The following is a 22871-nucleotide window of genomic DNA, read 5'->3' as shown; positions in this document are numbered from 1 at the left end:
AAGCTTAAAGTGCTTTCAAATCGTCAATGGTCTGTTTTGGATTATCAGATTTAAAAACAAAACTCCCGGCAACCAATGCATCAGCACCTGCCGCAACTAAATCGGCTCCGGTTTGTGTATTGACACCACCGTCCACTTCAATAATGGTGTTAGCTTCGTTTTTATTGATCAGATTTTTAAGTTCTTTCACCTTTTCAACCGCAGCTTTAATAAAAGTTTGTCCACCAAATCCGGGATTAACAGACATTATTAATACCAAATCAATATCTTTTATAATGTGTGTTAAAACTGATACTGGCGTATGCGGATTTAATGCTACACCCGCTTTCATTCCGGCATCCTTTATAGCTTGAAGCGTTCTATGTAAATGATTACAAGCTTCATAATGCACAGTCAAATAAGCTGCACCCGCATCTGCAAAATGTTGGATATATCTATCCGGATCAACAATCATTAAATGAACGTCCAATGGTTTTTGCGCATGTTTAGCAACAGCTTTTACTGCAGGTAATCCAAATGAAATGTTAGGAACAAATGATCCGTCCATAACGTCAACATGAAACCAGTCTGCATTTGAGTCGTTGATCATTTCAACTTCGCTTTGCAAATTGGCAAAGTCAGATGCTAATAAAGAGGGGGAAACAATAGCCATAGCTTAGTTTTTCAAAAGTGAAATAATTTGTTCTGCTAATTCCAAACCAATTCTGGTTTGTGCTTCGTTTGTAGCAGCTCCAATATGAGGAGTAGCAGCAATTTTTTCATTTGTCAATAAATCTTTTCTAGGAGTTGGTTCGTTTTCAAATACATCTAAACTTACCGCCCTTACTTTTCCGCTATCTAAAGCTTGCAATAAAGCATCTTCATCAATAACTCCACCTCTTGCTGCATTAGCAAGTATTACTCCGTCTTTCATTTTAGCAAACTCTGCAGTTCCAATTACGGCAGAACCATCAGCTTGTTTTGGAACGTGTAATGAGATGTAGTCTAGTTCTCCTATAATTTCATTCAAATCTTTTACCGGTTCAATTGGAACATCAACACGTCCGTGACCTTCAATCAAAACAGGAATTTTAACAGGATCAGTGTAAAGATCTACTGCTTTAACTTTCATTCCAACTCCCAATGCGTATGACGCCAAACTTTGTCCAATTCTTCCAAATCCGATAATTCCAATTGTTTTACCTCTCAATTCTTGTCCTTTACCGTATAATTTCTTCAAAGCTTTGAATTCTTCAGCTCCTTTTTCTGGCATGAATCTGTTTGAGTGGAATACTGATCTTGAAAGTGAGAATAAACATCCCATTACCAATTCAGCTACAGATTGTGAAGATGCAGCAGGTGTATTGATTACATACAAACCTTTAGATCTTGCATAATCAACATCAATGTTGTCCATACCAACCCCTCCACGTCCAATTAATTTCAAATTAGGACATGCATCAATTACTTCTTGTCTAACAGTAGTGGCACTTCTTACTAAAACACCAACGTATCCTTCATTGTTAATAGCATCTGCTAACTGTTCTTGTGGTACGTTAGTGGTAGATACTTCAAATCCTGCATTTTCAAGAGCTTTTACTCCTTCGGGTGCAATCCCGTCATTTGCTAAAATTTTCATGGGGTTAAGCTTTTTTCGTCGCTATTTCTTGCATTACTTCAACTAAAACTTCTACACTGTCAATATTCATGGCATTGTACATTGAAGCTCTGAATCCTCCAACATCTCTATGTCCTTTTAATCCAACCAGACCAGCATCATTCCACATTTTGTTGAATTCGTCTGTTAAGGCATCATCTGTCATTACAAACGTAACGTTCATATTTGATCTATCTTCCTTAACTGCTGTTCCTTTAAATAAAGGATTTGAATCAATTTCGTTGTAAAGCAATGCTGCTTTTGCTTCATTTCTTTGTTCAGCTGCAGCAACACCTCCGTTTGCTAATAAATGTCTCAGATTTAACATTGAAACATAAATTGAAAATACCGGAGGAGTATTGAACATACTGTCTTTTTCGTGATGCGTCAACAAGTTCAAGTATGTAGGAATGTTTTGATGAGTAGATTTTCCTAATATCTCTTCTTTAACAATAAATACGGTAGCTCCTGCAGGACCTAAGTTCTTTTGTGCTCCGGCATAAATGATATCAAATTTGCTTACATCTATTTGTTTTGAAAAGATGTCTGAAGACATATCGGCAACCAATGGTACAGATGTTTCAGGAAATGACTTGAACTGTGTTCCAAAAATGGTATTATTTGTAGTGATGTGTAAGAAATCATAATCACTTGAAATATCAAATCCTTTAGGGATATAATTGAAGTTTTGATCTTCTGAACTTGCGATTATATCTACCTGCAAACCTGCATTTTTACCTTCTTTACTAGCCTTTTTTGCCCAAGCTCCTGTATTTACATAAGCGGCCTTTTTATTGGCTCCACTCATGTTCATAGCTGAGATTAAAAACCCTAAACTTGCTCCTCCTTGAAGGAAAAGAACAGTGTATCCATCAGGAACATTTAAGGCTTTTTTTACTAATGATCTGGCTTCTTCCATTACATCAATAAACTCAGGACTTCTGTGTGAAATCTCAAGAATTGATAAGCCATTAAAATCTAAAACTGCTTTTGAAGCTTCTTCAAAAACTTCTTGCGGTAAAATGCACGGACCCGCGCCAAAATTGTGTTTTGTTTTCATAATACTATGGTTAAGCAAAGACGCAAGCACAAAGGAATAGGATTTCTGTCAAACAGCCATATAATTTATACTAAAGTTTGATTCTTTTTTAAGATTTGTCAGATGCACGATTGAAATAATTAATTTTGCCGTTATGGCGAACTTCACTCTACTAGAAATTGTTTGGAATTTTCATCCAAATGTGATTCCGGGATATAAAATACCAGCCTGGTACGGAATTATGTGGGCTTTGGGATTTTATTTTGGATTCATCATTGTTAATCGCATGTATAAGTCTGAAAAAGTTCCTGCAGACTGGATGGATAAAACTTTCATGTTTACTTTGTTAGGAGGAGTTTTAGGCGCCAGATTAGGACATTGTTTCTTTTACCAGGCAGATTATTATTTAGCAAATCCAATTGAGATTATTAAAATATGGGAAGGTGGATTAGCCAGCCATGGTGGAGCGATTGGTGTAATAATAACTTCAATTTTCATTTCCAGAAAGTACTTTAAAAGATCAGTGTTGTGGGTTTTAGACCGGTTGGTTGTGGCCACAGCAATGGTGGGTGGATTGATCAGATTAGGTAATTTATTCAATCACGAAATTGTTGGAGTTCCTACCGGAACTGATAGTGGATTTAAGTTTTTAAGACATGATATTGGAGCGGGAGAGGCTTTGGCTATTACTGGTGAAAATAATGTTGGTGCAGCTTATGATCAAATTGCTAACAATCCTGAATTTGCTCAGGTGTTGGCAGAGGTTCCCAATAGATATCCTGCACAGTTGTACGAAGCAATTTTTTACTTTATCACTTTTGGAATCTTGTTTTTCTTGTATTGGAAAACTAATGCAGGAAAAATCAAAGGTTTTTTATTGGGTGTATTTTTCATTTTAGTTTTCGGATTCAGATTCTTCATTGAGTTCATCAAGTCTAATCAGGCAGATGGATTTATGGAAAGTGGATTAGAAAAAACCGAAGGACTAAATATGGGGCAATACTTAAGTATTCCTCTAGTTTTAATAGGTTTGTTTTTGACTTTTAGGTTTATTGGAAAACTGAAAAAAGGAAAAGATACTCCGGTAGAGGAGTAATCACCTACAAATCGTAATCATCTTCCAGGTTAAGATCCTCATCCGGACCATTGATAATGTTGTCCAGGTATTCTTGTGTGGGTTGTCCATTAATAACCGGACCATCAATTTCTTCAGTCACCACCGGTTTGTCGTCGTATGATTTAATGATGAATATTACAGGAATAATTATTAAGGAAGCAAATACAAATAGCATGAAGAAATTAGAGAAGAGAATCAAGAATAAAACAGTTTGAAAAGAGGCAAAATAGAAGATCATTTGCACCCCTAATGCCACAATTGCAATAACTGTGAGTGATTTCTCTTTCAGTCTCCAGCCCAGTATGCTGGTTAAAATGGCAGCAACGCCCAGGATTAATATGAAAGTTAATTGCCACATGTTTTATAGTATATACAAACTTCCGGGTTTAATTGCTATGTTGAACAATTTAGTGCCTTTTGCCGGTTCACCATCCAAATGAAAGTAGCTTTCTGCATTTAATACCTCCAATGTAAGCTTATCCTTAATGGTAAAAGATTTCCAGTATTTAGATTTATTGATACTTTGGGTAAAAAATTGAGTTCCAACAACAGGAGTACCTATTAAAGGGAATTTTTCTACAAAAACTAACTCAAATTGTCCATCTTGCATATCGGATGAAGGAGAAATTGTAAATCCATTTCCAAATTGTGAAGCGTTGGCTACAGCACATAATAGTGACTTTTCCACATGCGTTTTTCCATCTAATTCAAATTTAAATTCGATTGGTTCAAAAGCTGCGTATGAACTAGCAACCAGCTTAGCGTATGTAAGAAATCCTCTTTTAGGTTGTTCATCAAATATCCCGGCTATATAGCCGTCAAAACCAAAACCTGCAGCACATACAAAAAAGCGATCATTGACAGTGCCTGTATCGTATTTCTTTTTATCAAAGTGATAGATTCTTTCTACGGCAGATTTGATGTTTAAAGGCACTTTTAAATGACGAGCCAAACCATTACCTGAACCTGAAGGAACAATTCCTAAAGCACAATTTGATCCTACTAAATGACTGCCAACTTCACTTACTGTTCCATCTCCACCAATGGCAACAATTGCATCTAAATCATTTCTGTTTGCTTCACAAATTTCCTTAGCATGATCCTTGGATTGCGTTTTGGTAATCTCCATTTCAAAATTTTCAGGAGTTTGTGCTTTAATTAGATCAGGCAAGTCTTCCTTACTTCCAATCCCTGATTTGGGATTGATCAAAAACAATATTTTTTTACTGTCTTTCAATGGATGTTTGGTTATGAATTAATGCATGATTATAGACTTGTTCAAAAGCCTTCATTTTTTTATTAATAATAGATAAAATTTCCGGTTTAGATTCCAGTAAGTTATATGACATGTTGTTATCTGCATAAGCATACAATCCCATTATTTCATCTCCCATTTTTATGAGTTGATATCCGTTGGAGTCAATGTCCATCATGAAGTAATTTTTTTGAGCCACATTTGAAACTGAGTATCCGCCCTTATTTCCCAACATTGAATTTCCAAAAGCAAAATAGCTTTGTTCATATCCAATTAAATCCAATACTGTAGGCATAATATCTATGTGTCCTACTGTTTTTGAAATGTGTCCTTTTAAAATACTGTCATTGGGGTGATATATCATTAATGGAACATGCAGTCTTCCTCTGTCATGTGTATAATGGTAGTCTTCTGAACTTGGTGTATGGTCAGCAGTGATAACAAATAAAGTATTATTAAACCAAGGTTGTTTTCTGGCTTCATTAAAAAAGATGTGCAACGACGAATCCGCATATTCAATACATTTTTCCATTGGTGTTGTAGCATTGGGGAAGCTATTTTCAAATTCATCTGGTAATGTATAGGGTGGATGACTGGAGATGGTAAATACCGTCGCAAAAAACGGCTTGTCAACATCATCTATTTTTTTGGCAGTCCATGGTAGAAATTCATGATCAAAAATTCCCCAGGTTCCGTCATAATGCTCGTCATTATTGAATTCATTACGTCCAACATAGTTTTGAAATCCTAGCAAATAACAGAAAGCATCAAAATTCATAGAACCATTGCTGGCTCCATGATAAAAAGAAGTTTCATATCCCAATTCGTTGAAAATTTTAGGCAATCCGTGTAGATTGTTAGTAGAATAGGGGGTTAGTAGATACTCGTCATTCATGAATTTTGGAATAGAAGCCAAAATAGACGGAACGGCATCAATTGATTTTTTACCATTGGCAAAAGCCCAATCAAATACCAGTGATGAATCTACCATCTGATCAAAAAATGTGGCATTAGACTTGCCTGTTTTGTTCAGTGAAGAAATATACTCTATGCTAAAGCTTTCCAGGATGATGATCATGACGTTTTGATCCTTGTATCTGCCCACACCTTTTTCTTTGTGCACAGTAGGAATCATAATTGCAACTTCTTCTTCACTGAAATAACTTTTTTCTTCAAGATTCAATTGGCCTATACTGCTAATCATTGTATAGGTTGAATTTAAAATCAATTGGACATTTTCAGTGCTGGTATACTTTGAAGCTTCAGTGGGACGAATAGGCTTGTAAACCCAACCTCCTCTGCTAATGAAAACAACCATCAATGCAGATAAAATATAAATTGTCCATTGTTTCCAGGGCTTGATTTGAGCACTGTCATCTTCTATTTGACCAATTTTCTTAAATCCATAAAAACTGGCAAACATAAGTCCTACATAAAGCAAAATGAGCCACCAAAAATCTGCAATGTATGATGGGATTTGATCCCTTAAATCGTTTCCAAATCCAAGCATGGTAAATAAGGAGCTATTTGACCTAGCCATTGAAAATGGATAGTATACAATGTCAACAAGGTTAAAAAACATCCCCAAACTAATAATGATAGAAGTTGTTAGGAGGGTTGTTCTACGAAACCATTTTTTAGTCCTGTCTTTGTTCGGAAATAATTCAATTAATATAATTGGATAGAATAAGAAACTTGTGGTGATCAAATCAAACCACATTCCTGCCAAAAAATCGCTAAAGCCAACATTAGGAAAAGACTCTTTGTTGTAGAGATAAAAGAGCAATCTGCATAAACTGAAAATGAGCATAAAAATGCCCATTTTCAAAAGTAGCTTTCGCAAATATTTTGGTAAGATGTTGTTCATTTGATTTATTTCAAATCAACACGCAACCAGTAGTTGAATTTTTTGGTGTAGCTTTCTTCTACTGCTGCATCATATTGATACCTGGTAGCATTGCTGCCTCCAAGTTTAATCGTATAATTCTTAATAATATTGTCTCTTGAAAGAATCACTTCTATTGGATCTCCAACTTCTTTTCGTCCAATAATTCCACTCAATTCTTCCTGATCTACACGATATCCATCAACTGCAATAATCTCATCATTTACAGAAATTCCTTGCTGTTCAGCCGCACTACCGGCATAAACAGTATTGACAATTAGTTTACCTCCTTGATTTGAAGTTGAAACGCCTAATGAAGCATTTACCTTAGCTCTAGATTGAACCAGTTTTAGTCCAACCCCGTTAAAGAATTTCATATAATCTACGGTTTCTGTACCATAAACATAAGGGTCAAAGAACCAGTCCATGTTTTCTCCCAAGAAATCTTCCAAGGTCTTTTTAAATTCATCTTCAGTAAATCCTGAACCATCTTTACCATAAAAATCACTCCAAAGCTTTTGCATAAAGTTGTCCAATGATTTTTCTGCATTGAATTTATTGATGATATAAAGGTCCAACATAGCAGCTAAAATTTGCCCTTTTGAGTAATATGAAATGGTTGTATTTACCGAGTTTTCATTGTGGCGATAAGCTTTGATCCAAGCATCAAAACTTGCGTGTGCAACAGGCTGAACTTTGTTTCCGGGCTGACTTTCAACATAGTTGATTGTCCCTATTAATTTTCCTATGTAATCCTCTTCTGAGTAAAATCCGGCTCTTCTTAAAATTAACTCATCATAGTATGATGTAAAACCTTCCATTACCCATAATAAATCTGTATAGTTTTCATTGTCATAATCAAATGGTCCAAGTGCTTTTGGTCTGATTCTTTTAACATTCCATAAATGAAAGTATTCATGTGCTACAAGACTTAAAAAACCTAAGTAAGCGCTTCCTTCATAGGTCCATCTGTTAACTTCTAATGTGGTAGAACTTTTGTGCTCTAAACCTCCGGATGGAACAGTTAAGTTGTGAACTATAAACAAGTATTCTTTGTTAGGATTTTGACCAAAAACCTTTGTTTCAGCTTCTACGATTTTTGCCATATCTCTTTGTAGGGTAGGGATGTGGTAGTTTCCTTCACCGTACATGGCAACTGTGTGTTTTACACCACCTGCGTCAAAAGTAAAAATCTCCTGATTTCCAATTTCAATAGGACAGTCTACCAATTGATCATAGTTTTCGTAGCTAAAAGTATTGTTTCCTTCACTTTTAAGAGCAGTTGAAATTTTACTAAATGAAGCATGAGGTTTAATTGCCAAAGTTCCACTCGCATCTTTTTCTCCGGCTACATACATAAACATTGAAGTTCCGTTTACATATCCGTGCGAATCATCCAAAAAGCTAGTTCTTACTGATAATTCAAATGCATATACTTCATAACTGATAGTAACTTTTTTAACCTTTTTAGTAGGAATAATCCAGGTGTTTTTGTTGGTTTTTGTCACTTCAAGGTCTTTACCGTTCTCATCTTTGGCAGTAACCAGATTAACGCTTTTAGCAAACTCTCTTACCAAGTATGAACCGGGAGCCCAAACAGGCATTTTAACCTCCAATTCCTTTGCTTTAAAGTCTGAAACGTACATTTCTACTTGAAAATAATGTGAGTTGGGAGTTTTCATCCCTAATTGATAGTCAATTTTAATCGCTAAAGAATTCAACGAAAAATAAAAGCATACCAGCAATAAAAAAAAGCGTTTAGTCATTTCCTGTGATTTTAGTTCAAAAGTAAACATTTGAATTAAATAATAATTAGCTTTGTCCTATTGCTAATTGGCTAAAACGGTGTATAAACCGCAATTAGTACAATTTTCAGAAATTAATGATGATCAAAATTTACAACATGAAAAAGATTTTAGCATTAACAATTTTATCGGTATTCATTTTATCATGCAAAGGTGAAGGAGAAGGAACTGAAGGAACTTCAAACGGAGATAGCGAGGAAGTTGCAAGACTAAAATCCGAAATGAGAGTGTTGGAAGATCAATTGGCAGAGAAAGATTCTGTAATCAATGAGACAATGATGTTGTTTAATGAGATTGAGCAGAATCTGGCAATGATCAATCTAAAAGAAGATGAGATCAGATTTAAATCAAATGACATTGAGTTAGAGGAAGATGGTAAACAATGGATTTTACAAGAAATTCAAAATATCAACTACTTGCGTGAAGAAAACACCAAGAAAGTAAAAGAGTTGAACAAATCTTTGGAGAACAAAAACTTGCAAATTGAAGAATTGCAAAACATGATCACTAGCCTAATGGACAAAATCCAGGTGCAAGAAGAAGAAATTGAAATGTTGCGTGTAGAGTTAGCTGATTTAGATAGAGAGTATGTTGAATTGTTAGAGGCTTACGAAGAGCAAACAATGATTACTGCTCAAACTTTACAGGAATTAAACAAAGCATATTATGCTTACGGATCTACTAAGGAGTTAGAAGCAAATGGAGTTATTGTTAGAGAAGGTGGTTTTCTTGGAATGAAGAAACGTACTGAGTTGGCAGATAATATGAATGACGAATATTTTACGCCAATTGACATCACTAGAACAAAGACAATTCAAATCACTGGAGAAAAAGTGAAATTTGTAACGGATCACCCTTCTTCTGCTTATGAAGTAGTGTCTACCGGTGAAAACCATACTATTAAAATCAACGATCCAAAGTCGTTTTGGAAGGTATCAAAATACCTGGTTGTAGTAGTAGACTAGTTATTCTTTAAACCAAAACTTATGGGTGACTAATTCGTTTTACTAATAGTTGCCGGCGTCCTTTTTCTATGGATTTATGCTGCCGTATTGTCAAATAAACATGGCGCAGGAAAGGGAGTTACCTTATTCTTTTATAATCTAATTGGAGCAGTAGCGGTATTGTTTTTACTTTGGTTAGTGATAGTTTATCCTAGCTTGGATTGTCATGCTTTTTTGTGCGGGCTGGATGAGATTATTACCTGGATGCTACTAAGCCTGTTAATTTTGATTATTTGGCCTTTAATATTGATTTCTACAGTTAAACGTAAGTGGCCCATTCAGGAAGAAGCAAAACGCAAAAACACAGATGATATTTTAGATGAAGAGATTTAGGCTATTTGAGAATCCACATTACTTTAAACAATGACTTACTCATTGAGCTGTAAACTAAATTCCCATTTTCGTACAAATATGTATAGCCTGCTGTACCTGATGCATTAGGAAGTTCATCAGTTGGTAGTTCATAGTCAATTGTATTGGAGATAACAGCAATGTCTAAATCGCCATCATGGTCTAAATCACAAATAGTGGCATTTTGTAAAAGCTCTGCTGTCCCCTCAATTACTGAGTAATAGGCCAAATCTGTATTAAAGACAATCTTGTTGGTAGTTTTATCAATTACCGCTAAAATGATTTTAGAACTGTAGGCGTATGAATATTCAATGCCCACAACAACACCTTGATATTTTGAAGTAGCATCAAACTTGAATTTTCCTATTCCTACATAAGCCTTTGCTTTATACAAACTATCCAAGCCAAATTCTCTTGCTACAAATTGTGGAATTACTTCTCCATTAAATCTAAAAGTTTGTTTGTCTTTAGCGTATGTCAATAAGTTGGAATAAGCACTTGGATAAATGTGCAAGCTATCTGATTCAAACTTAGGAATGAATTTCAACAAGTTCTTTTGAGAGAAACTATAAAATGAAACTAAGAAAATTACAGATAAAATATACTTCACGGTTTGTCCTTAATTAATAGACATCACCAATAAAGATATGTAAACAACATAAGAACTTAAAAGAATAGCTCCTTTTAATCGACCGATTTTCTTTCCAATTATCATCATTGGAAGCAAGGCCAAAGCTATTCCTAATACCCACCACATATCAAAATTGATGGTTTCAGCTTCAACTCCAATAGGCTTTACAATGGAGGTAATTCCAATAACAGCCATGATGTTAAAGATGTTAGATCCAATTAAATTCCCAACTGATATATCAGTTTCTTTCTTGAATGCTGCCACAGCTGATGTTACCAATTCAGGTACAGATGTTCCAAATGCTACTACTGTAACTGCAATAACTCTTTTCTCCATCCCAAATGATTCTGCAATCTTAATAGCTCCTTCAACCAACCATTCAGCACCAAAGTAAAGTCCAACTAAACCTCCAAGCGTGAATAACAAGGATATACCAATCTTGTCTTTTACTTTGGAAATTTCTTCGTCATCATCTTCAGCAGCTGCCTTGTTCTTTTTCATGGTTCTCCGTGAATTTCTAATGAGGCCAAAAGTGAATATCACCAAAATGCCAAATAACACAATTCCTTCCCATGTTTGAATTTCCAAATCAAGTGAAAAGACAAAGAATAAAATAGTGGCCAGCATCATCATTGGCCAGTCAATGATTTTACTATTTCTTCCGGCTGCGATTGGGAAGATCAATACAGTTATTCCTAATACTAAAGCAATGTTGGCAATATTTGATCCAACAACATTTCCTATGGCAATTTCAGGATTACCATCTAATGCTGCATCAATACTAACAAAAAGTTCAGGAGCAGATGTTCCAAATGAGATAACAGTCATACCGATCACAAGCGTAGATACTTGTGCTTTTTTGGCAATACCCACTGCCCCACGTACTAAAAACTCACCACCTACAATTAAAGTGACAAGTCCTAATATTAGTAAAAGGTACATCATGCTTATTTGTCTTTAGGTTCTTCAGATTGGGTTTCAGGATCGGTATCGGTAGATTCTTGATTTTGAGGAGTTGAATGAACCTGTTTTGGTTTGTCCTCAAGCAATTTGTCCATATTCGTAATGTCCTGCAGGTGTTTGTCCAGTTCTAGGTCTTTACGCATTTCTAATGCCGACTTTTGAATGTCTTTTTTTATTTCATTTGATGCATTGCGGATTTCATTCATTCCTCTCCCTAAATTCTTCACCACATCCGGAATTCCTTTTGATCCAAATAGCATAAGAGCTACAAGAAGTATGAAAAATACTTCCCAGGTTCCAAGACTATTTAAAAAAAGTAACATCATTCAATTATAAAAAAACACCCTGACATGATAAACAAGTCAGGGTGCAAATTTACTTAATATTTATTTCACTATTCTACTTCAGTGCTTGCCTTTTCTTCTTTAGATCTTTTAGAAAAATCTATTACAGCAGGCGTTGCAATGAATAGAGATGAGTAAGTACCTACGACTACGCCTACCATTAAGGCAAATGTGAATCCTTTAATTGCGTCTCCACCCATCAAGAAAATTATCAACAATACAATAAATGTAGACACTGATGTATTGATTGTTCTACTTAAAGTAGAGTTCAATGCCATATTGATTACTTCTTTTTGGTCTTTTTTGTGGTGAATTTTTAAATACTCACGAATACGGTCAAATACAACCACCGTATCGTTTATTGAGTAACCCACAACTGTCAGAATCGCAGCAATAAATGCCTGGTCAATCTCCATTGAGAATGGTAAAATACCATAGAAGATTGAGAACAATGATAATACAATAACAACGTCATGCGCCATTGCAATCAAGGCTCCTAAACCATATTGCCATTTACGGAATCTAAACAAGATGTACAAGAAGATAATAATCAAAGAGAATCCAATTGCGTAGATTGAATTGTTTTTCAAATCCTTTGAAATGGTAGGAGCAAGTACATTAGAAGATTTAATGCTCTTATCGGTAACTTCATATCCCATGTCATTTAATCCACCCAATACCATTGCCTGAACAGTAGTATCTACTTCAAGACCTGGTTCGTTAATTCTGTATTTAGTAGTAATCATAGCTGTATGGCTATTGTCTACTTTCTTAACTTCTGGTGTGTTACCTTCAAATACAGATGTAAGGTTTTCTCTGATTCCCTGGTAATCTGCTTCTTGATTTAATTCAATAACATATTTTCTACCTCCAGAAAAGTCAACACCAAGGTCAAGTCCCTTAGTAAATAGAGAAGCTAAACCTCCTATCACAATTGCTCCTGAAATCAGGTAGAATAATTTTCTCTTTTTAACAAAAGGAATGGCTGTGTTAGTAAACCAGTTTTCTGTGATTTTTGTAGAGAAAGAAACGTCTTTGTCTTTGTCAAGGAAAGATGTAACAATTAATCTGGTAATTACCACTGCCGCAAAGAAAGAGGTGAAAATACCAATGATTAATGTAGTGGCGAAACCTTTGATAGGTCCTGTTCCAAATGTTGCTAAAACAATACCTGTTAACAAGGTAGTAATGTTCGCATCCAAGATTGCAGCCAAGGCTTTTTGGAAACCGTCTTTAACCGCTCCTTTTTTACCTTTTCCATGACGTAACTCTTCTCTGATTCTCTCAAAGATTAGTACGTTGGCATCCACTGACATACCAATGGTTAATACGATACCTGCGATACCAGGTAAAGTTAAAATCGCTTTCATTGATGCTAAAGCTCCAACTAAGAAGAAAATGTTGATGATCAATGCTAAGTCAGCAATGATACCGGCTTTTGCATAATAGAAAATCATGTAAATCAATACAAGACTGATGGCAAAAACAAATGACCACATTCCTGAGTTGATATTCTCGTGTCCTAAAGATGGTCCAACGATAGTTTCATCTACAATGTTTACCGGAGCAGGTAGTGCACCAGCGTTCAACAATCCTGAAAGGTCTTTTGCTTCAAATAAGTCAAATCCTCCAGTGATTGAAGATGAATGTGTCATTTTCTCTTCAACGTAAGGTGCTGAATAAACTAATTCATCCATTGTGATAGCAACAGGTTTTCCAACGTTGTCACCAGTCATTTCACCCCATTTTTGAGATCCTAAATCTGTAAAGTTTAATACAACTCTGTATTCATTGATACTAGTGTTATCAGTAGCTGTGTATGAATCTTTAATATCATCACCGTCTACTCTTGCTCCTCTATCCGGAACTTTAATAGCATATAGGTAAATGAATCCGTTGTCTTGTTTTTGAGCATTTTGAAGTTCTTCCGCTCCCCACATGAATACTAAATCTTCTGGGAATTTAGATCTAACAACCTCATGTCTCAATCTTGTCATGATAACAGCAGTATCTTTTACTTGTGCGATACCAACTACCGGTCCTGCCAATAAAGCATTTCCTTCACGGTTAGTGTTAGGCATCAAGTAAGACTGTAATGGATACTTACGTAATTGCTCAGCTCTTGAAAGTTGCTCAGCCCCTAATGAATCAGGTCCGCTATCAGACTCTTGTAATAATTCGTTTTCAGGATCTTCACCTAACAATTCTGCAGGATCTGATAACAAATTGTTTGTAGTATCAGGTGCTGTAGCTGAAGTGTCGATTGGAAGTTCTGTAGATAAAGTATCTTCTTTATCCTCAGTAATTGCATCTTCTCCAAATAAAGCTTCAGACAATTCAGACTCAATGTTGCTTCCTGCTCCATATAAAATTTCACCTACACCAAAAGGTTGCTCTGGGTTTCTGATGTTATCATAAACCTCATAGAATTCAAGATTTGCAGTAGATTGTAATTTTCTTTTTGCAGATTCCTTGTCTTTAATACCAGGTAACTCAACAAAAATTCTGTTTGAACCAGGTAGTTTTTGAATAGTTGGTTGAGCAACTCCAAAAGAGTTTACCCTTTTCTCAATAATGATTTCAACTCCGTCTAAAGCTTCGTTAGCCTGTCTACTTAAGAAAGATTTTACTTCTTCATTTGAAGAGTTACTTGCTAATTGATCAGGGTTTCTGATTGAGAAAATCTTTGCCAATGGCTCATTTGGATTTTTAGCTTCCCACTCACGAACAAATAGGTCGATAAAATCACCTTCACCAGCATTTGTCTGCTCTTGCGCAACTGCGTAAGCATCATTAAAAGCCGGGTTTCTTGTGTTACCTGCTAAATCCTTTACTAACTCTGGTACAGAAATTTCCAAAGTCACACTCATTCCTCCTTGAAGGTCCAATCCTAGATTGATCTCACTTTTTTGACACTCTGCGTAGGTAAATCCAAATGGATGTGCCTCTTCATTCGCGTTAGATCTCAAATACTCGTCGATATAGAACTCTCTGATTTCCTCTAAATCCAATGCAATTGTTGGATCATAAGTTTCACCACCTAATTCAACGCTAGTTACGCCAAATTCAGGGTTAAGAATTGAATCGATTTTTGCATCTGCAGAATCTTCAGCTTTTTTCTCAAAATTGTTTGTAGCTAATGTGAAAGAAAGCTGGTAAATGCACGCTAGTGCCAGTGCAATCGTTACGGACCAAAAAAATCCTTTGTTTTTCATTGTTTTTACTTAATGTACTTTTTTGAACGGGTGCAAATATAGAACTTCAATTCGATTATACCAATCTATTTAACTGATATTAGGACTTTGTTTAAATAATGTTTCGCATATATTTCATATCAAAACTTCCACTGCCCCAATAAATCAGGATTTTTAGGAGTTTTGAGAGGTATCGGACGATAATAATCTACTTGTCAGAAAAATCTCAAAAACTGAAAAAACACATTAACTTTGTGCTCACTTTTTACTAATCAGTTAGCTGTAGTACATGAAGCAATCACTCAATAAAATTTTCTCAATGCCCTTAACTGTTCTGGCTTTATTGGCATTTTTTATGCTCATTGGCTGGGCAACTTTTATTGAAAATGATTTTGGAAGAGATGTAGCATATAAGTGGGTTTACAGAACTAATTGGTTCACTCTTTTACTCTTTTACCTTTCTTTTTCATTACTGTACAACATTATAAGATACAAATTGCTTCGTTGGCAAAAAATGAGCAGCTTGCTTTTCCACCTAGCATTTTTAGTGATTGCCATAGGAGCTTTGGTAACTCGTTATATTGGATATGAAGGGGTAATGACAATCAGAGAAGGAGCATCTAGCAATATCATTGTTACACAGGATACTTATTTGCAGATAAAAGCGCATGATACGCAAGATCAATACACTTTTGACTTGCCGGTATACCTTGATACCAATGCCATTTCTTATGTAAGTGAAGATACTAAGTGGAGTCATCCATTGAGTTTTGCCTTTAACCACAACAATTATTTTGAACATGCTTTTGATTTTAAAGAGCATAACATTCAAATGAAAAGTTTGGATATCATCCGCAATCCAATGGATACTTTAATTCCGGATGTAGAAGGTGATGCTTATATTGATTTGGTAACCGGTGGAATGCAACATCATTATATTCAGGCAGGAACAACCAAACAATTTGAGAATGGTTTAAAAATTAGCTTTGAAACAGAAGCATTTCCTGAAGCAGTTAAAGTATTTCAAACAGATACAGGATTATACGTATTGTCTCCATATGACATGGGATGGATGAAGATGAATGGTCCAAGACCAGGTGTGATGGATACTTCTAATATAGAGCAAGGAGTAATTTTTAAAGATTCAATCCATGAGTTCATACCTAAACATCTTTATCAAATTGGGGAGATGAACATCATGTTCAACAATTTCTATCTAGGTGCCCGCAAAGAAGTTTTAGCCAGTAATAGAAATATGAATGGCTATGTTGCACTCAGACTTGAAATTGATCAAGATGGTGATAAAACAGAACTTTTACTAAAGGGAGGAAAAGGTCAATATCCTGCTTATGAATACATACAAATAGGAGATATGTATTATGAAATTGCTTTTGGTTCAAGAGTGATAGAATTGCCATTTTCACTGGCATTGAGAGATTTTCAAATGGAAAAGTATCCCGGAACAATGAAACCCTCTTCCTACGCAAGTGAGGTAACTTTGATTGATACCGAAGAAGGAATAAATGAAGATTATAGAATTTTCATGAACAATGTATTGGATCACAGAGGGTACAGATTTTTCCAATCATCTTATGATCCTGATGAAAGAGGAACCATTTTAAGTGTTAACCATGACAAACCCGGAACTATTCTAACTTATTTAGGCTATTTATTATTGGGAATTGGCTTCTTCATTAATTTATTTGGAAAAAATTCAAGATTTAGAATGCTCATTAAAAAAGCAGATGAAATCAGAGAGAAGAGAGAGAAATTGAGTTTAATGTTGCTTTTGTTGATTGGTTTATCCACCACAACATACGCTCAAGATAATCAGCAAATTGATTTACCGGTAATTGATGCAGAACATGCAGATAAATTCTCCAGACTATTAATTCAAGATTTTGAAGGTAGAATTAAACCGGTGCATACTACCGCTTTAGAGCTACTGAGAAAAGTGAGTAGACAATCTTCTTATAAGGATCAAAGTGCTACACAAACCTTCATTAGCTGGCATACACATCCGTTTTTATGGTTTCAAGAACCGATCATTTTTGTGTCTGGCCCTAAACTGAGAGAGAAACTGAACCTTGATGGAAGCAGAGCTGCATTCATTGATTTTATGAATACAGATATGAGCTACATTCTGGAAGAGGAAGTAGCTGAAGCCAATAGAAAAAGTGCATCTAGCAGAAGTGAATACGACAAAGATTTGATTAAAACTGATGAGCGATTCAGTATTATGTTGGGGGTAATTAATGGATATTATTTGAGAATCTTCCCTAAGCCTAATGACACAACTCATACTTGGTACTCTCCTTATGACGGATCAGCTAACAGAACGACAGAAGATTCATTATTTGTTTCTGGCGCTATGAAATTATACATGAACAGTGTAATTGAAGGAACGCAAACCGGAGATTGGGATGGAGCTAATAAAGTAGTGGATTTAATATCTACTTATCAACACAAAACAACACCTGAAGAAATGTTGCCTTCATCAACAAAAGTGGAGTTGGAGATAGCATACAATAAGCTGAATATCTTTAAAATAATCATGAATTTCATTCTGTTTATTTCATTGGTATTGTTGGTTTTATACTTCATTCAAATTTTTGCTACCAGTTTCAAATTTGGCTGGATGATGAAAATCGGCTTTTGGTTGATGGCTGTTTTTGGAATCTTGCATGGTTTGGGATTAGGTGTTCGTTGGTATTTGTCAGGGCATGCTCCTTGGAGTGATGGATATGAAGCAGTGGTATTTATAGCCTTTGTGACGCTAGTTGCAGGAATGATCTTCTACTTTAAAAACAGAATCGTTTTAGGTGCAGCCGGAATTTTAATTTGGTTATTATTGTTTGTTGCCCATATGAACCAAATGGATCCAACCATTACCCCTTTGGTACCTGTACTGAAATCTTACTGGTTAATGATACATGTGGCTGTAATTACGGGAAGTTATGCTTTCCTTGGATTAGGAGCAATGATTGGTTTAATTATCATGAGCCTATTTGTTTTCATGAATAGAGACAACTACAAGAAGATTTTGTTGACTAGTAAAGAGTTATCTCACATTTCAGAGATTATCATCACCATAGGTTTATTTATGCTTACCATAGGAACATTCCTTGGAGGAGTATGGGCCAATGAAAGCTGGGGTAGATATTGGGGATGGGATCCAAAAGAAACATGGGCATTAGCTTCTGTAGTGGCATACGTAATGTTATTGCACATCAGATTCATTCCTTTTATGAAGAGTCAGTTTGCATTTAACTTCTGGTCTTTCTGGGCATTTGGAAGTATTATTATGACCTTCTTTGGTGTAAACTTCTATTTGTCAGGATTGCACTCATATGCACAAGGAGACCCTGTTCCAATTCCGTTGTGGGTTCCAATAGCTGTTGGATTATTTGGAGTCTTATCTCTAGTTGCATTTATCAAATGGCTACAAGCCAAGAAATGGAGAGAAGAGGGGAAAATGAGCTTCAAAGACGACATGCAGTAAATCTGAAATTTTCTTGATTTAAAGCTACTTTTTGTCAAAAGTTGTATTATTTTGGGTAAAACCTTCTACTCTATGAATGATATCACAACTGACGTATTGATTGTTGGGGCTGGTCCTACAGGACTTATGATGGCTAATCAACTTGCCCGATTCGACATCAATTTTACCATTATCGATTTAAAAGACGGACCAACTGTTGAATCAAGAGCTATTGCTGTAACGGCCCGTAGCATGGAGATTTATCAGCAAATGGGACTAGCGGATGAAGTGTTGTCCAATGGGAAAAGAATGGAGTCTTTTAGCTTGTATCGCAATGGTAAAGCAAAAGCAGAGGTGAAAATAGGGGAGATAGGAAAAGGATTGACCGATTTCTCATATATGTTAGCTTTTGAGCAATACAAGAATGAAAGTTTATTGTACAAGCATTTGCAAGCTCAAGGGAAAGAAGTGATGTGGCAAACCAAATTTATTGAGCTCAAGGAATATAAAGAAAAGGTAATTGCACTGGCAGAAAAGGATGGTGATAAATTTGAGATCAAAGCCAAGTATGTAGTTTCTTGTGAAGGAGCCAGAAGTATTGTAAGACGACAATTAGATTTTAGTTTTAAAGGAGGTACTTATGAACAAAAGTTCTTTGTAGCTGATGCAAAAGTGGACTGGAAAGAAGGTTATAATAAATTGATAATATCACCTTCTCAATATAATTTTTGTGCTTTTATGCCATTATCCGGAGATGAGAATTACAGGATAATAGGAACCATTCCGCGTAAGTTGAATAAAGTGCAGGAGTTAACTTTTGACCATTTATCAGAAGTGGTAAAGAAAACCATGAAAATTCCAATGGAATTCAAAGAAGTGAATTGGTTTGCTACATATAAACTGCATCACAGAGCCGTAGATCATTTCAGTGAAGACAGAGTTTATTTAGCAGGAGATGCTGCACATATTCACAGTCCTGCTGGAGGACAAGGAATGAATACCGGATTGCAAGATGCTTATAATCTTGCCTGGAAAATGGCTTTTGTACTGAAAGGTCAGAGCCCTGAGAAGTTGTTGAATACTTATGATGAAGAACGAATGCCTTTTGCAAAATGGTTGTTAAAGTTTACCGATAGAGGTTTTACTTTGATGAGCAGCACCAATTGGTTTTACAGATTTGCCAGAAAGTTCATTGCCTTGCCATTGGCTGCCAGAATGTTTAAAAACAGCAAAGTTCGACCTAGAATTTTTAAAACAGTATCTCAAACCGGATATTCATACGTAGATGCCAATATGTCTATTGATGCCAGTGATGATGAGTTGCTTTTTGATGCCGGCGATAGATTTCCATATTTTCAGGATGACAACTTGCATCTAAAAATGAAATCAGCAGGATTTAGTATGGTTCACATCCATTCATCTCCAATGACAGATGAACAAAAAGACATTTTAAAAGCCTCATTCCATTTGCCAATAGAGGTGATAGAAGATCAAAATACAGAGAAGTGGAAAGCTTTAGGAGTTGTGAACGAAATGTTTATTCTGGTACGTCCGGACAATTACATTGCTTTTATTTCAAATGAAGTAGAGGAAAAGCAGATGTCAGAGTATCTAGAGAAAGTGGGGTTGAAGTAAGATTGTAGTGTCAATGTTTAATACTTGATTTTTAGCCATTTATTGACCTTGAGAGTTTTGTTTTGATTGTGATTGTCAAACTCCAGGATGAATTTAAACCTGGAGCTATTTTTTAACTCAATCCAAGTCGTTTCAGAAAGCAGTTTAAAATTTACTTTCGTCTCAAAGGATGGTCCTTTGATTCTAAATCCTGTGAGTTTTTTTATGCCGGAAGGGTGCTGACAATAATCCTCAAAATCTTTCAAAAATGGAGGTGCATGAAACTTCTTCAAATCTTCAATGGAATCAATTTTAAAGTAGGTATGTTTTGAAGAAGATGAGTAGATGAGGACATCAGATTTGTTTTGGTTGTTTTTTTCCATCAAATAGTAGTCAGGGTTGTCTTTGCTGTAGTATGGGTGAACGTCTTTACAAGTGCTGTCAAAAGGTTCGCGAATCATTCCAACTCCCAGTTTACATACCTCTATTGAATCTTGCCACCTTTCAAAATAATTACTACCAAAACTCACAGAATTTAATTTGATAGCAGACGTATCAGTTGGGTAGATGAATTCGATAAATGTGTTGTAAAATAAGTAGAATTTACTGGTAGTTCCCTGATGCTGATGAACGGTGGTTAGTTTTTCACCTAAAGTAAAAATTGGCGATAAAGAATTCTCTATTGTAGTATCATTCACAAAAAATACAATGTGGTCAAAAGATGGAGATTTACAATCATTTTTCTGGGCCAATAGGCTTGAAAAAGAAAAGAGGATCGTTACTGTGATTAATAAAGGTCTCATATTATTCATTAATCCAACCAATTACTCTGCAAGCTCCTTTGGTATCAAATTCAATCCAATTATTTTTTTTGGAGTTCCATACGGTATACTTTTCAGAGAAAAACATATTGATGTCTTCAGTAGGTAGGTCCATTCCGATATAGTCTGAAGTGACAGCAATAGGAAAAGCAATATTCCCTTTCCTAATAGTATCAGAATTATGCAAAAGAATAGTGGAGCCATCTTCAGCAACAGATCTTTCAATATTGTAGTTATACTTAAGTCCTGAACCAGTTTTTATTTCCAAAGTATTCACATCTAATTGGAGATAACCATTTTCCAAATCTAAATAGACGTACTGATCCGATTTAGATCGGAATTTTGTATTGTGATCAAAGAACCTATTTCTAATAAAAGGTTCAATTACAGTTTTCTTTTTTTTCTCAAGATCATAAGCAACAAGTAAAATACCTATTCCTTTTGACGTTAAAATCTCTAAACTGACTATAAGAGTACTATTATCCAGCCAGTGCATAATTATCTGATCAGAGCTAATTATTTGATTTCGACTGACAAGTGTGTCAACCCAGGTGAAAGTGTCTATTGTATTAGTAGATCCAATTTTAATGAATAACTTTTCTTGATATTTGGATTCAGCAAAGGCGGATTGATTAGGAGATATTACTCTTTTTGAATTGGAAGGTAAATATTGAATTTCACAGGTAGTTTCATTATCAAAATTGTACTTATAATAAAGAGGTTCTTTAAATCTCTCCTGTGTAGTATAAACAACTGAACTGTCGGTGACATTTAGAATTAAACCGTCGATATTAAAAATTTTCTTTGTTTTAGTATCAAAACAAAATCCAAATTTGTACACCACAAAACGATTAGAGGCTATATAATATGGGCCATATTCAAAAGGTTGTTTACTCTTTTTACTCCACCAGGAAATATCAGATTTGTTAAGAATACTCTCTTTTGATACGAACTTTCCATTTTTGAAATGAGTGGCTGTGATACAATCGAAGTACATGTTTGGTTCTGTTCCTACAAACTCGGCTACTATCAAAGCTGCTTTTTTATTCTGAGAAAACGAAACAATTGATGTAAATAAAGAAATTGCAATGAAGTAGAATTTCATAATATTTTTGGGTTACATTGTGCACATAAAGATACATTTTATTCTACCAAACAAGGGTTACCAATTTTCTTTTCAAATAGGTCTATCCATTGTATTCTTTGATCAGAAGGGTTTAGGGCATTATTTCTTTGCCAATCTCTAACATTGTGAGAATATTGCAGATCCATGATTTGAACAACCACTGTATATCCCATTCCATGAGACTGTATAATGTCAGTTTCAATTATGCCTTTTGTATTGTAAACGTTCATGCTGAAATAATCCTCAACAATTGAGGTAGTGTCTGCATAAGTGGTATCAGATTTAATTGAATCACATCCAACAAATTGTCTTACAAACCCTTTACCACGATCTCTCCAAATAATAAAGAAAGCCGAATTTTCTACTCTGCCGTTATCAAAATCATAGTGTAAGGTGAAGATGGTATCTACAGATTTTGATTTTAAATCTTTTATAAATCTGTTGTAAATAGAGTCAGCTTCGCATAAAAAATATTGTGTATCACTTACTGTTCTTTGCTTTTGACCAAAGGAGATAGTTGTGGCAATAAAAAGACCTGCTAATAAGAAAAATTGAAGTATGTAAGTTTTTGTGAACATGTTTGTTGTCAAATTAGTATTGATTGC

Annotated in this window: 19 protein-coding genes; 5 read left to right on the top strand and 14 right to left on the bottom strand. The window is 35.2% G+C overall.

Annotation, left to right across the window (positions count from 1 at the left end):
- Positions 1 to 4: 4 nt before the first annotated feature.
- Genes rpe through serC form a run of 3 tightly spaced genes read right to left on the bottom strand, consistent with a single transcriptional unit; the run spans position 5 to position 2696 of the window.
- Positions 5 to 652: a ribulose-phosphate 3-epimerase gene (gene rpe, locus K6119_RS04460; protein WP_221835766.1), complete on the bottom strand. Its 648-nt coding sequence runs from the start codon at positions 650 to 652 to the stop codon at positions 5 to 7.
- Positions 653 to 655: 3 nt separating this feature from the next.
- Positions 656 to 1618, bottom strand: a complete 963-nt coding sequence (locus tag K6119_RS04455) for an NAD(P)-dependent oxidoreductase (protein ID WP_221835764.1) — start codon at positions 1616 to 1618, stop codon at positions 656 to 658.
- 4 nt (positions 1619 to 1622) lie between these two features.
- The gene (serC, locus tag K6119_RS04450) at positions 1623 to 2696 is read right to left on the bottom strand and encodes a 3-phosphoserine/phosphohydroxythreonine transaminase (RefSeq protein WP_221835762.1); all 1074 of its coding nucleotides are present in this window, start codon (positions 2694 to 2696) and stop codon (positions 1623 to 1625) included.
- Positions 2697 to 2829: 133 nt separating this feature from the next.
- Between serC and lgt the strand changes: the two genes are divergently transcribed.
- Positions 2830 to 3771, top strand: coding sequence for a prolipoprotein diacylglyceryl transferase (gene lgt, locus K6119_RS04445; RefSeq protein ID WP_221835760.1), 942 nt, complete (start codon positions 2830 to 2832; stop codon positions 3769 to 3771).
- 4 nt (positions 3772 to 3775) lie between these two features.
- On the opposite strand, the gene K6119_RS04440 is transcribed toward lgt, so the two are convergent.
- The 4 genes from K6119_RS04440 to K6119_RS04425 are packed head-to-tail and all read right to left on the bottom strand — an operon-like array spanning position 3776 to position 8698.
- A complete protein-coding gene (locus tag K6119_RS04440; RefSeq protein ID WP_221835757.1) occupies positions 3776 to 4150 on the bottom strand; it encodes a hypothetical protein in 375 nt (124 codons plus the stop codon).
- A 3-nt stretch (positions 4151 to 4153) separates the two neighbouring features.
- A complete protein-coding gene (locus tag K6119_RS04435) occupies positions 4154 to 5029 on the bottom strand; it encodes a diacylglycerol/lipid kinase family protein (RefSeq protein WP_221835755.1) in 876 nt (291 codons plus the stop codon).
- Complete coding sequence (locus tag K6119_RS04430; RefSeq protein WP_221835753.1) at positions 5016 to 6914, bottom strand: sulfatase-like hydrolase/transferase; 1899 nt, start codon at positions 6912 to 6914, stop codon at positions 5016 to 5018. The genes K6119_RS04435 and K6119_RS04430 overlap by 14 nt, the downstream gene beginning before the upstream one ends.
- A gap of 5 nt (positions 6915 to 6919) precedes the next feature.
- Positions 6920 to 8698, bottom strand: a complete 1779-nt coding sequence (locus tag K6119_RS04425; RefSeq protein WP_221835751.1) for a M61 family metallopeptidase — start codon at positions 8696 to 8698, stop codon at positions 6920 to 6922.
- Between the two features lie 137 nt (positions 8699 to 8835).
- Here K6119_RS04425 and K6119_RS04420 point away from each other — a divergent pair, with 137 nt between their 5' ends.
- Complete coding sequence (locus K6119_RS04420; protein WP_221835749.1) at positions 8836 to 9702, top strand: Cbp1 family collagen-binding glycoprotein adhesin; 867 nt, start codon at positions 8836 to 8838, stop codon at positions 9700 to 9702.
- A gap of 87 nt (positions 9703 to 9789) precedes the next feature.
- On the top strand, positions 9790 to 10074 hold the full coding sequence (locus K6119_RS04415; RefSeq protein ID WP_221835747.1) for a hypothetical protein: 285 nt from the start codon (positions 9790 to 9792) through the stop codon (positions 10072 to 10074).
- Position 10075: 1 nt separating this feature from the next.
- Here the strand turns inward: K6119_RS04415 and K6119_RS04410 are convergent, their stop codons facing one another.
- From K6119_RS04410 to secDF, 4 genes are all read right to left on the bottom strand, one after another.
- A complete protein-coding gene (locus K6119_RS04410; protein WP_221835745.1) occupies positions 10076 to 10702 on the bottom strand; it encodes a hypothetical protein in 627 nt (208 codons plus the stop codon).
- Between the two features lie 9 nt (positions 10703 to 10711).
- The gene (locus K6119_RS04405) at positions 10712 to 11668 is read right to left on the bottom strand and encodes a calcium/sodium antiporter (RefSeq protein WP_221835742.1); all 957 of its coding nucleotides are present in this window, start codon (positions 11666 to 11668) and stop codon (positions 10712 to 10714) included.
- A gap of 2 nt (positions 11669 to 11670) precedes the next feature.
- Positions 11671 to 12012, bottom strand: a complete 342-nt coding sequence (locus K6119_RS04400) for a Sec-independent protein translocase subunit TatA/TatB (RefSeq protein ID WP_237828095.1) — start codon at positions 12010 to 12012, stop codon at positions 11671 to 11673.
- Between the two features lie 68 nt (positions 12013 to 12080).
- The gene (gene secDF / locus K6119_RS04395; RefSeq protein WP_221835738.1) at positions 12081 to 15245 is read right to left on the bottom strand and encodes a protein translocase subunit SecDF; all 3165 of its coding nucleotides are present in this window, start codon (positions 15243 to 15245) and stop codon (positions 12081 to 12083) included.
- Positions 15246 to 15543: 298 nt separating this feature from the next.
- On the opposite strand from secDF, the gene ccsA reads away from it, so the two are divergent.
- Together ccsA and K6119_RS04385 are read left to right on the top strand one after the other, a co-directional pair.
- A complete protein-coding gene (ccsA, locus tag K6119_RS04390; protein WP_221835736.1) occupies positions 15544 to 18726 on the top strand; it encodes a cytochrome c biogenesis protein CcsA in 3183 nt (1060 codons plus the stop codon).
- Between the two features lie 72 nt (positions 18727 to 18798).
- Complete coding sequence (locus K6119_RS04385) at positions 18799 to 20340, top strand: FAD-dependent monooxygenase (protein ID WP_221835735.1); 1542 nt, start codon at positions 18799 to 18801, stop codon at positions 20338 to 20340.
- Positions 20341 to 20357: 17 nt separating this feature from the next.
- Here the strand turns inward: K6119_RS04385 and K6119_RS04380 are convergent, their stop codons facing one another.
- Genes K6119_RS04380 through K6119_RS04370 form a run of 3 tightly spaced genes read right to left on the bottom strand, consistent with a single transcriptional unit; the run spans position 20358 to position 22844 of the window.
- On the bottom strand, positions 20358 to 21122 hold the full coding sequence (locus tag K6119_RS04380) for a hypothetical protein (RefSeq protein ID WP_221835733.1): 765 nt from the start codon (positions 21120 to 21122) through the stop codon (positions 20358 to 20360).
- A gap of 1 nt (position 21123) precedes the next feature.
- Positions 21124 to 22245 (bottom strand): hypothetical protein, encoded by a 1122-nt coding sequence (locus tag K6119_RS04375; RefSeq protein WP_221835731.1) that lies wholly within the window; start codon positions 22243 to 22245, stop codon positions 21124 to 21126.
- 38 nt (positions 22246 to 22283) lie between these two features.
- The gene (locus K6119_RS04370) at positions 22284 to 22844 is read right to left on the bottom strand and encodes a hypothetical protein (RefSeq protein ID WP_221835729.1); all 561 of its coding nucleotides are present in this window, start codon (positions 22842 to 22844) and stop codon (positions 22284 to 22286) included.
- Positions 22845 to 22871 lie beyond the last annotated feature (27 nt).

It is taken from the genome of Paracrocinitomix mangrovi, from assembly GCF_019740355.2.
GTDB classification, from domain to species: Bacteria; Bacteroidota; Bacteroidia; order Flavobacteriales_D; family Crocinitomicaceae; genus Paracrocinitomix; species Paracrocinitomix mangrovi.
This window is presented reverse-complemented; position numbering and strand designations above follow the sequence as displayed.